This window comes from Undibacterium sp. Ji49W, assembly GCF_049340205.1.
Taxonomy (GTDB): domain Bacteria; phylum Pseudomonadota; class Gammaproteobacteria; order Burkholderiales; family Burkholderiaceae_D; genus Undibacterium.
Map to the genome: position 1 here is coordinate 73,889 of NZ_JBMPOW010000011.1, position 11,710 is coordinate 85,598.

An 11,710-nucleotide genomic window follows, 5' to 3' on the forward strand; every position below is an offset into this window, starting at 1 on the left:
CAAGCCAGACTTGATCGTTTTTTACCAGAACTCATTCCATCAATACGTCAACAGGGATGAAATGAGTTCTACCTTCATTCTTGCACCAGATCATGACACGGCTCTGGCTTCTCCAAAGCCAGCAAGCAGAGCAAGAACCGCAAAAAGCATGGTGACGTTCTGCGACAGAACATCACCATCAAGCTACAATCAAACCATAATCAAACCACAATCAGCCCAGTAACGCCGGCGCAGTCTTGCCGTATTTCAATGTAGTTTCCACTGGCAACCAATTACCCGTCGATTCCTGGCGGCCTTGCAGCAAAAAGCGCGGGTGCGCTTCTTTGACGGCATCGGCAGCCGCCTTTGACAATTCACCGATCTTGCCTTTTTTAAGGCGGTTCACGACCAGGCCGATTTCTGTTTCTGTGAAATCGCGCAACATGTCGTAATCCCCATCGCTGTCACCAGCGACAAATACAGGGCCATAGCCTTTTTTGGCAACCAGTTCACGCTTGATGACAACAGATTTTCCTGGTCCCCAGTTCAAAGGCCAGTCTTTGCGGTAAGCATTTTTGTAGACATCGCCGTTTTGCTCAAGGCGCAGGCCCAGAACGTTTTCACGTTGTACGTGATAGCCATATTTTGGATTGGTCGCGAATACGGCAACCACATCTTCCAGCGAAGCGGTACTGACATACACGTCGAAACCGTTTTGGCGGAAAGTATCCATCAGTGTTGCCACTTCTGTACACAGGCGTATGCCATGAAAATGGGCGGTGGTGACAACTCCAGCTACGCCAGGCAGGGATGCCGGGCTGGTGTATTTGGTCTTGGTCAGGCTCATGCCCAAATTGGCATCATTCGATGCTTCTGCCAGGGCACTGACTTCGCTGACTGTCATATTGGCGAAGAAGTAGATGACCCATGGGTAACCGACATTCACGCCATGCGTGTCATTGACTGCTTCGTACAGGAGGTAGAGTTTGGCGCGAAAGTCCTGGAACTGTGCGGTTTCAGAGACTTCTTCCAGGCTGCGGCTACCCGCCATGCCTTTGTAGTTGCCATGCAGATAAGCGTAGTCACTGTCGAGGTCGGTGCAGATGCTTTCCAGGTCCAGTTGCTTGCCTGCGGCATTTTTGTAGTCCGCAGTAAAGTTACCAGCAGGTACATTTTGACGGATGATGGCAGAAAATTCTGCCGGGGTCAGCTTGAATGCCAGGTGATTAATCTGATACATCAGCAGCGCTTCTTCGCAGTCATTCATGATGCTGGTGTTATCCCAGTCAAACACGGCGTAAGGCTTGCGCTTGGCAGAATAGCTTTTGCTGGCACTGCCATGGCGCGTGATCAGGGACGCGACCAATTCACGGTTGCGTGGTGACCATTTTGCGGCATCCAGATATACATTGTTTGTTGGTGTAGCTGGTTTTGCCAGTGCTGGTGCGGCCAAGGTCGCAGTTGCTGCTGTGGCCACCAGGCCATGCAAAAATCCACGACGTGCTGGCCGGTTTGCTGATTTGCTATCTTGCATTTGATTTCCTTGTTATCGATATGCCTGAGCAAAAAGCTACGGCGGCCAGCCTGAAGGCTTTCAGGCAGACTAAAAGGCATATTTTTATTCTGTGAGGAAATCATGGTAAGCAGGAATTGTGACAAGCCTGTAAAACGGAAGCTTTTTTGGAAAAATCTATTAGAACTTATTTCATCAATAGGGATGAGTATATGTCAACACGCCCTAGCTACCGGGACGCTTGTTTGTCATAAATTGAATGTAAATGACATAAATGCACTTCAGATGGAGCAAACAGGCGTACCGGTAAATCACTCATGCCTATGCCACGGCTAGTCAGCAACTGGCGTTGATCAATCAAAGTGAACAAACCTTGGGCAAAGCGGCGTTCGCCCGAGCCGGGTGGCAAGACCAGGGGCATACCACCAGGCGTGGCAATCTGTCCGCCATGGGTATGGCCACAAAAAGCGATTTCAAAATCATGCTCGTCTATATGCTTGAGACCCAGCGGTGAATGCATGAGTAACAAGCGCACGTCCTGTGCCCCGGCAAAAGTGCTGTCAGCATCTGGCCTGCCAACCCCAGGTTCGTCCATACCACAGATGGAAATCTCAGCAAAAGGACCAGGCAAGCGCCGGTTTTGATTGACTAATACCTCAATACCGGCGTCTTGCAGGCAATTGACGATATGTACATCATCCAGCCACAAGTCATGATTGCCCATGACGGCAAACTTTGGGGTAAAGGGATTGAGCAAGCGCAAGGGCCCTGTCAAATGCCGCATATGTCTGGCATGCAGCGATACATAATCACCACCAAACAGGATCACATCCGGCTCAAAATCTGTAATGGCAGCAAATGCCTGTTCCAGCAAACGCACGTCCGTCAGCGGACCTGCATGCAAATCTGAAATAAAAGCCAGCTTACATGTGAAGCCCTGTGCCACAGGCAGGTAAAAATCACGCCTGTCCACATGTAAAACGCCCTGCAACTTCAGGGCATAGGCAATACGCGCAGCCCAGTTGTCCTGATAAAAAGCAGCTTCCAGCCGCTCACCTGCGCGCCGCCACCATGTGTAATAGTTACCACGTCCCATAGGTCTCGCGCATCGATCAGAGGATGTAAGTCAGAGGATGTAAATCAGACAATGTAAATCAAACGATGTAATTGGCAATGCTGCGCCAGAAACCGTCTGGCAGTTTCAGCAGCAGCCAGGTAATGAAGATGTAGCGCAGGCACTTGCCTATCGCCATATACATGACACTGGGCCAGAACGGCATTTTCAGCCAGCCGGCCAGGGTGCAGATGGGGTCGCCGATACCGGGCAGCCAGGACAGCAGCATGGTTTTTGGTCCAAAATGCTGTAACCAGCGATACCAGTAGCGTTCTTGTTCTTTTTCAAAAGCCTTCTTGGCGGCGTAACCCATGCCATAGTCAACCACGCCCCCCAGGGTATTGCCCACCGTTGCCACCAGAATCACCAGCCAGAAAATATCGGGATTGGCCTTGATAACGGCAAAAACCGCCGGTTCCGACCCCAGTGGCAATAAGGTTGCCGAGATAAAGCTGATCAAAAAAACCGATGTCAGGCCGATTTCAGGCAGGGCCAGGACGCTCAATAACCAGTGTATGCCTGCTTCTATCATCGTGGTTTGTCATGTCTGTAAAAGGCATCCATTATAATGGCGCCGGTAATTTCAATTAAGTAAGCATCAAATTAGGCATCAATCCGTCATTTTTAACCATAAATAAGACATCCATGAGCACCGATTATCTGAAGAAGATCCTGACAGCGCGCGTCTATGACGTCGCATTTGAAACCCCGCTGGAACTCGCATCCAGTCTGTCGGCACGCATGGATAACCGAATTTACTTCAAACGCGAAGACATGCAGAGCGTGTTCAGCTTCAAGTTGCGTGGTGCTTACAACAAAATTGCCCATCTCACCCCGACACAACTGAAGCGCGGTGTCATCTGCGCTTCTGCCGGCAACCATGCACAGGGCGTGGCCCTGAGTGCCAGCAAAAAAGGTTGCAAGGCTGTCATCGTCATGCCAACTACGACGCCACCGGTAAAAATTGATGCCGTGCGCACCCATGGTGGTGATCTGGTTGAAATCGTGCTGTTTGGTGATTCGTACACTGATGCCTATGGCCACGCACTGGAACTGGAGAAAAAACGCAAACTGACCTTTGTCCACCCCTTTGATGATCCGGACGTGATTGCCGGCCAGGGCACCGTGGGCATGGAGATTTTGCGTCAACACGCCGAACCCATCCATGCGATTTTTGTTGCCATCGGCGGCGGTGGCTTGATCTCCGGCGTGGCCGCTTACGTCAAGGCGGTACGGCCTGACATCAAGATCATCGGTGTGCAGACTACTGATTCTGATGCCATGGCACGCAGCCTGAAGGCTGGCAAGCGCATTACCCTGAATGATGTTGGACTGTTTTCAGATGGCACGGCCGTCAAACTGGTCGGTGAAGAAACCTTCCGCCTGGCCAAAATGTATGTGGATGAAGTCATTACCGTCGATACCGACGCCGTCTGCGCCGCCATCAAGGATGTATTCCAGGATACCCGCAGTATTCTGGAACCCGCCGGTGCGCTGGCTGTGGCCGGTTGCAAGGCTTATATAGAACGTGCCAAGGCCGACAAAAAGCCGCTGAAGAACGAAGCCCTGATCACCATCGCCTGTGGTGCCAACATGAACTTTGACCGCCTGCGCTTTGTCGCCGAGCGCGCCGAGGTCGGTGAAGCACGCGAAGCGGTATTCGCAGTGACCATCCCGGAAGAGCGCGGCAGCTTCCGCCGTTTCTGTGAACTGGTGGGTGCACGCAATGTGACGGAATTCAATTACCGCATCAGTGATGAAAAAGCCGCTCATATTTTTGTCGGCATACAAGTACACGACAAACAGGAATCTGGCAAAATTGCCAAGAATTTCGATAAACACGGCTTTCCGACATTGGACCTGACCCATGACGAATTGGCAAAATTGCATATTCGCCATCTGGTGGGCGGCAAAAGCAGTCTGGCAAAAGATGAATTGCTGTACCGCTTTGAATTCCCGGAACGTCCGGGCGCGCTGATGCGCTTTTTGAACAGCATGGCGCCGAACTGGAACATCAGTTTGTTCCACTATCGTAACCACGGTGCCGATTACGGCAGAACTTTAGTTGGTTTACAGGTTCCAAAGAAGGAAATGAAAGCATTTCGTGAATTTTTGGCAACATTGGGTTACCGCTACTGGGATGAAAGCAAGAATCCCGTTTATCAATTATTTTTAGGCTAATTATTTTTTAGGCTAATGAGGTTTGATTTAGCCTGAACAAGCAATAGCAACAACGAGCAAGACACTATGACAGATTCCATACCAGGCACGCCTGAACATTCTTTACTGGGCAAGCCCGCGACTTACAAGTCCGACTATGATGCCAGCCTGCTGTTCCCGATTTCCCGCAGTGGAAAAAGGGAAGAAATCGGGCTGACCGGCAGCCTGCCGTTTTTTGGCGTGGATATCTGGAATGCCTATGAAGTGTCATGGCTGAACCTGCGCGGCAAACCACAAGTGGCGATAGCCGCCATCACGGTACCGGCGGATTCACCCAATATTATCGAATCCAAGTCTTTCAAGCTCTACCTGAATTCGTTCAACCAGACCCGTCTGGCAGGCACCGATGCCCTGGTCAGCCTGTTGCAGGCTGACCTGTCCGCCGGCTTTGGTGCAGCGGTACAAGTCAAAGTGACGACACCGGATCAGTTTGAAAAACTGGCCATGCATGAACTGCAAGGGCATTTGCTGGACAGGCTGGATATTGAAGTCGACAGCTATACCCCGAACCCGGCACTGCTGAACGCCAATTTTGATGATGCGCCGGTAGAAGAAACCCTGATCTCGCATCTGTTGAAGTCCAACTGCCTGGTCACCGGCCAACCAGACTGGGGCAGTGTGCAAATCCATTATGTCGGCCCACAAATCGATCAGGAAAAACTGTTGCAATACCTGATAGGTTTTCGCGACCACAATGAATTTCATGAACAGTGTGTAGAACGCATCTTTGTCGACATCCTGCGTCAATGCAAGCCACAAAAACTGTCTGTCTACGCGCGCTACACGCGACGTGGCGGTCTGGACATCAACCCCTGGCGCAGTAATTTCAGTTCCGGCCAGGGCCCGGATAATCGCCGTAATGCACGCCAATAATGCACGCCAGTAATGCACGCCAATAAGCACACAAATAAGCACGCCAGTAAGTCAGCTACCGGCAATGGTTTTGCCAGGCTGGTGTGCACTTTTATTCATCACCATTTCAATATCTATTTATGCTGAAGTTCAAAAAAATTTCCCTGCGCGCTGCGCTATGCTTTTCCGGCCTGTTAGCCTGCCTGTCGTCTCAGGCACAAACCAGTAGTCAGGATGACATGGGCTGGTGGGACAGCTCCAAAGCCAAGGCCAACAAGATCCTTGATGAAGGCGGGCTGCAACTGATGGTGGCCGGCTACACCCACCATGGCCGTGGCACCTATACCGCTGCCAGGATCGCCGAATTAAATGAGCGTACCTGGGGTATGGGCTTTTCCAAAGCCATACGTGACAAGCTTGATAATGAAGAATTCCTGTATGGCATGGCCATTTCAGATTCCCATTACCGTCCACAGTTGATGGCTGGTTATGCCTATCAGTGGATGAAACCCCTGGGTGACAAAGTCGAAGTAGGTGGCGGTTGGACCGGCTTGCTGATCAGCCGTACTGATTACTTCAGCAGCTTCCCCTTCCCTGTCATCTTGCCGGTCGCGTCCATAGGCACCCGCAGCAGTAAACTGATGGCAACCTATGTGCCACGTTTTTCCAAGAACAAGGGCAATGGTGACGTCCTGTTCCTGTTTGCGCGCTTTGACCTGAATTGAGCAGACCATTGAGTGGATGCGGGAAGACATCATCAGACTGATCGTTTGATATATTTTTAATATGCTAGCTAATTGCCATCATTGTCCTCGACAGTTGCTTGATGTAAAGTAGTCAGACTTATTACCCATTAAGATTGTTGTCGTGATATCACCGATACCGTTTTCCACCAGTAGCATGCGCGAGCATATCGTCAGTGATGACTGGCATATGGCATTGCTGGAAAACAATCCGGATGCGATGTATGTCCTGATAGATGACAATCTGGTGTATGCCAACCCCGCCGGTACGGAACTGATGCGGGCAGCAGACCAGCAACAATTGATAGGATTGAAGCCGGAAGCCTTCCTGCATGGCCAGCACCATGAAGGTGCCAGGACCATCTTGCAAAAGTTGCGTAAAGAAGGCGCGCAAAGCAAGCATGTCTGCCAGTGCATACGGCTGGACGGCCAGTTGCTGGACATAGAAGTGCGTGGCACCCAGTTCAGCTTCAACCAGCAGACGGCCATCTTGCTGACAGCACGTGAAATCAATACCCGCCACGGTACCACCGTCACCGCCTTGCAGGTGCCAGACCAGGTACGCTATAAATCCAGCCGCGTGCACGAAGCCCTGCATCACGAGAAAGAAATTCTCGAGATGATCGCGCTCGACAAGCCGCTGGCCGATATCCTGGAAGATGTCTGTGACCGCATGGAAAGGCTGCTCGACAACGGTGCCCTGTGTGCGATTACCCTGTATGACAGCAGCAGCCAGCAATTGAGCCTGGGGGCCGGGCCTTCGCTGCCAGACGGTTTTACTGCACTGCTAAGTAACCTGCCTGTCAATACCAGTTCAGGTTCGGCATCGGCAGCGATTTTTTATGAGCGCACTACCATCGTCCAGGACATCGCGGTCAGCCCCTTGTGGAAAAACCTGCGCGAACCGGCGCTGCGTTACGGCTTGCGTTCTTGCTGGTCGTTGCCGATCACCACCGCCTTCAACAGCCTGCTTGGCACCATTGATGTGTATCACCAGATGGTGCATAGCCCGAATGAAGACGAACGCGCCATGATCATGGATGCCTGCGATCTCATCGGCCTGGCGATCGACAAAAAGAATATGGAACAAAGCCTGGAGGAAAGCGAAGAACGCTATCGCTCCGTGGTAACCAACCTCAGCGAAGGCATCATGGTGATAGGCCCGCACGGCCAGATCCTGACCTGCAATCCCAGTGCCCAGCGCATCCTGAAGATAGAGGACATCAACACCGTAGGCCGGCGCCATCGCTACTTCCGCAATATCCTGGGTGACGAAGGTCAGTCGATACGCATGGGTGATGACCCGGCATCCGTAGTTTTTCGCAGCAGAACCCCTATCCTGAACCTGTCCATGGGGGTGGAGCTGCGTGATGGCTCTGTAGTCTGGTTATTGGTCAATGTGCTGCCTATCAACAAGAAAAGCAGTGCCTCGGTATCGGCAGTACTGATTTCATTCACCGACACCACCGAAGTCCGCGAAACGCAAAAGCAGTTGAATTTCATGGCCTCGTTTGACGCCTTGACAGGTTTACCCAACCGCCACCAGTTAAACCAGCGCCTGGTCAAGGCCCTGTCGAGCGCCAAGCGCACGCAACACCGGCTGGCCCTGCTCTTCCTTGATCTGGACCGCTTCAAGAACGTCAACGACACCGCCGGTCATGCTGCTGGGGACACCCTGTTGCGCGATGTATCATCGCGCCTGAGCTCATGCATACGCGCCAGCGATATGCTGGCCCGTCTGGGTGGTGATGAATTCGTGATTGTGGCGGAAGCCTTTGAAGATGCCACACAGCTCAAGGACCTGGCCGAACGCGTACTGGCCCGCATGCGCGATCCTTTCGTCATTGAAGGCAACGAATACCATCTCGGTACCTCGATAGGCATCGCCGTTTATCCGCACGATGGTGAAGATGGCCCGACGCTGATGCGCTGTGCCGATTCGGCGATGTACCATGCAAAAGAATCCGGACGCAACAATTACCAGTTCTTCACCACCGAACTGAATGTACGTGCCCAGCACCGCTATGCGCTGGAAACCAATCTGCGTCGTGCCCTGACAGAAAATGAATTCCTGGTGTATTACCAGCCCAAGATATCCCTCAGCACGTCACGCATCGTCGGTGCGGAAGCCCTGATGCGCTGGCAGATGCCGGATGTGGGCCTGGTACCGCCGAATGAATTTATCCCCATCTCTGAAGAAATCGGACTGATCCTGCCATTGGGTCGCTGGATATTGCGCCAGGCCTGCCTGCAGACGCAGTTATGGCGGCAACAGTATTCGCCTGACCTGGTCATCAGCGTGAATATCTCGCCCAAGCAGTTTCAGGACCCCGGCCTGCCCAAATATATAGAACAGGTTTTACAGGAAGTCGGTTTGCCGCCTACCGCCCTGCAACTGGAAATTACCGAAGGTCTGCTGATGGGGGATATTGATCTGCTGTTGCCGGTCTTTGACGCCATCAAGAAGCTGGGCATCAGTATTTCACTTGATGATTTCGGCACAGGCTTTTCTTCTTTATCCTATTTACAACGTTTCCCTATCGACAACCTGAAGATAGACCGCTCCTTCATTCGTGACATCCCTGACAACCAGGATTCGGTCATCCTCACCCATGCCATTATCGCCATGGCAAATGCACTGGGCATGAGTGTCACAGCGGAAGGTGTGGAAAAAGCGGACCAGATGTTCTTCCTGGCTGACTCTGGTTGCCAGGAAATGCAGGGCTTTTATTTCAGTCAACCCTTGCCTGTCGATAAATTCGAAAAATTGCTAAGTGACAATGTTCGGTAAAAGTGTTCGTCAAGTTTTACGCATAGCAGCCAAAAGAAGCCTATAATTTGTCAAAACCCAACTTTGTGCACTGCACCATTCTGCTGTAAACCGATCTTGCACCATGACGAATATTGCAAAAATCCTGCCTCTCAACAACGTACTTCTGGATTTGGAAGTCTCCAGCAAAAAAAGAGCATTTGAACAGGCCGGGCTGTTATTTGAAAACAATTGCAGCATAGCGCGCTCCGTTGTTTCCGATAATCTGTTTGCCCGTGAACGCCTGGGCTCCACTGGATTGGGGCATGGTGTGGCAATTCCTCATGGTCGTATCAAGGGCTTGAAAGCCCCGATCGCTGCGCTGGTCAGGCTGAAAGAAGCCATCCCGTTTGAATCGCCCGACAGCCAGCCCGTCAGCCTGCTGATCTTCCTGCTGATGCCGGACAATGTCACCCAGCAGCATCTTGAAATTCTGTCCGAAGTGGCGGAAATGCTGTCCAATGAAAGTTTCCGTGATACGCTCAATACGGAAGTCAGTGCTGCTGCCATCTATGAAAGTATCATGGCATGGCGGCCTGATTTGCCAGAAGCGCCCTGATTTCACCTACAAGTGACCACGGCAAGTCCGTTTGGCCGGCCAGTTTGGTCATGCTTTTGCTGAAATCCTGACACCGACAGCCCATATCGCCATGCCATCACTGACAGAATTAACCGTACAAAAAATCTACGACGACAATCGTGACACCATGCAGCTGGGCTGGTTTGCCGGCTTTTCTGGTGCCGACAAGCAGATTACCGGCGACGCCGCTTCATCCGCGGATCAAGTCGGGCATTTGAATCTCATCCATCCGGGCCGGATTCAAGTACTGGGCCATCAGGAATTATCGTATTACAACCGCCTGTCGAATGCCTCACGCAACAACCTGATGCGTGAACTGGTCGCAGGTGCGCCGCCAGCACTGATCGTCGCCCAGGGGCTGGATTCACCGCCAGCCTTTCTGACGACTTGCGACGACAATAATATCCCCCTGTTTTCCACCCCTTACCCATCCGCCCAGGTCATTGATTACCTGCGCGTTTATCTGTCCAAAAAACTGGCGCAGCGCATCACCATGCATGGCGTGTTCATGGATGTGCTGGGGGTAGGTGTGCTGATCACCGGTGAATCTGGTCTGGGTAAAAGCGAGCTGGGTCTGGAATTGATTTCACGCAGCCATGGGCTGGTAGCCGATGATGCCGTCGAATTTTCGCGCATCGCCCCCAACATGATAGAAGGCCGTTGCCACGAGCTGTTGCAAAACCTGCTGGAAGTGCGCGGCCTGGGCCTGCTGGATATCAAAACCATTTTTGGTGAAACCGCAGTACGCCGCAAGATGCGCCTGAAACTGATCGTGCATCTGGTCCGCCGCAGTACGCTGGAAGAAAATTACGAACGCCTGCCCATCGACTCACAAACCGAAGAAGTACTGGGTTTACCAATCAGGAAAGTAGTCATCCCGGTTGCCGCCGGTCGCAATATTGCGGTCTTGCTGGAAGCGGCGGTACGCAATACCATCTTGCAATTACGTGGTATAAATACTCTGGAAGATTTCATGGAACGTCAGCGACGTGCCATGGAAAACGGTGACTGAATATCCACTAAGTACACTCTATGGAAATCCTGCTTATCTCCGGCATATCCGGCTCGGGCAAATCAGTCGCCCTGAATGTGGTAGAAGATGCCGGTTTTTATTGTGTCGACAACCTGCCGCCCAGCCTGCTGGCCGATCTGGTCACCACCCTGACGCGGGAAGGCATACCTTCCGCCGCTGTCGCCATCGATACCCGCAGCGCCCATTTGCTGACCAACCTGCCGCAAGCCATACAAACCCTGCGCGATCAGGGGCATGATGTCAAAGTCCTGTTCCTGACGGCCAGTACTGAATCACTGGTGGCCCGCTTTTCAGAAACCCGTCGCAGCCATCCCCTGTCACATCGTCTTGGCCTTGACAAGGAACCTGGCGACAGGCTCAGTCTTACTGAATGCATACAGGAAGAACGCGAGATACTCTCAGGCATACAAGTGGTCGCCCACGTCATCGACACCAGCGACCTGTCTGCCAACAAACTGCGCGCCTGGGTCAAGGATGTCATACAGGTAGGCCATACACCGCTGACGCTGATGTTTGAATCCTTTGCCTTCAAGATCGGCGTGCCACTGGATGCTGATTTTGTTTTCGATGTCAGGATGCTGCCCAATCCGCATTATGACCCCCACCTGCGCCCTTTGACTGGCCGCGATGAACCGGTGATCCAGTACCTGAAAGAGCAAGCCATGGTGCACGAGATGTTTGCCGACATCAGCCAGTTCATCGCCAAATGGCTACCCGCCTTCAAGCGCGATAACCGCAGCTACCTGACCGTTGCCATAGGCTGCACCGGTGGCCAGCACCGGTCCGTGTATATGGTGGAAAAACTGGCCGCACACTTCAAGGCGCAAGAACAGGTTCTGGTCAGACACAGACGTCTGACTTAAACCT

General features: G+C 52.3%; 10 protein-coding genes. 7 read left to right on the plus strand and 3 right to left on the minus strand.

What is annotated here, in order from left to right:
* Nucleotides 1-211: 211 nt before the first annotated feature.
* From ACO0LK_RS15090 to ACO0LK_RS15100, 3 genes are all read right to left on the minus strand, one after another.
* On the minus strand, nt 212-1,513 hold the full coding sequence (locus ACO0LK_RS15090; protein WP_422976380.1) for an HAD family hydrolase: 1,302 nt from the start codon (nt 1,511-1,513) through the stop codon (nt 212-214).
* 208 nt (nt 1,514-1,721) lie between these two features.
* The gene (locus ACO0LK_RS15095; protein WP_422976382.1) at nt 1,722-2,588 is read right to left on the minus strand and encodes a metallophosphoesterase; all 867 of its coding nucleotides are present in this window, start codon (nt 2,586-2,588) and stop codon (nt 1,722-1,724) included.
* A 58-nt stretch (nt 2,589-2,646) separates the two neighbouring features.
* Nucleotides 2,647-3,138: a YqaA family protein gene (locus tag ACO0LK_RS15100; protein ID WP_422976384.1), complete on the minus strand. Its 492-nt coding sequence runs from the start codon at nt 3,136-3,138 to the stop codon at nt 2,647-2,649.
* Between the two features lie 113 nt (nt 3,139-3,251).
* Here ACO0LK_RS15100 and ilvA point away from each other — a divergent pair, with 113 nt between their 5' ends.
* From ilvA to rapZ, 7 genes are all read left to right on the plus strand, one after another.
* Nucleotides 3,252-4,787 carry a threonine ammonia-lyase, biosynthetic gene (ilvA, locus tag ACO0LK_RS15105; protein WP_422976386.1) on the plus strand — a complete coding sequence of 512 codons (1,536 nt, stop codon included), beginning with the start codon at nt 3,252-3,254 and terminating at the stop codon, nt 4,785-4,787.
* Nucleotides 4,788-4,853: 66 nt separating this feature from the next.
* Nucleotides 4,854-5,699: an NADPH-dependent 7-cyano-7-deazaguanine reductase QueF gene (gene queF / locus ACO0LK_RS15110; RefSeq protein WP_422976388.1), complete on the plus strand. Its 846-nt coding sequence runs from the start codon at nt 4,854-4,856 to the stop codon at nt 5,697-5,699.
* A gap of 119 nt (nt 5,700-5,818) precedes the next feature.
* A complete protein-coding gene (locus ACO0LK_RS15115; protein WP_422976390.1) occupies nt 5,819-6,403 on the plus strand; it encodes a hypothetical protein in 585 nt (194 codons plus the stop codon).
* A gap of 142 nt (nt 6,404-6,545) precedes the next feature.
* On the plus strand, nt 6,546-9,212 hold the full coding sequence (locus tag ACO0LK_RS15120) for an EAL domain-containing protein (RefSeq protein WP_422976392.1): 2,667 nt from the start codon (nt 6,546-6,548) through the stop codon (nt 9,210-9,212).
* A 103-nt stretch (nt 9,213-9,315) separates the two neighbouring features.
* Nucleotides 9,316-9,789 carry a PTS sugar transporter subunit IIA gene (locus tag ACO0LK_RS15125; RefSeq protein WP_422976394.1) on the plus strand — a complete coding sequence of 158 codons (474 nt, stop codon included), beginning with the start codon at nt 9,316-9,318 and terminating at the stop codon, nt 9,787-9,789.
* A 91-nt stretch (nt 9,790-9,880) separates the two neighbouring features.
* Entirely contained in the window at nt 9,881-10,822 is a 942-nt protein-coding gene (hprK, locus tag ACO0LK_RS15130) for an HPr(Ser) kinase/phosphatase (RefSeq protein WP_422976587.1), read from the plus strand.
* A gap of 20 nt (nt 10,823-10,842) precedes the next feature.
* Entirely contained in the window at nt 10,843-11,706 is an 864-nt protein-coding gene (gene rapZ / locus ACO0LK_RS15135) for an RNase adapter RapZ (RefSeq protein WP_422976395.1), read from the plus strand.
* Nucleotides 11,707-11,710: the final 4 nt, after the last annotated feature.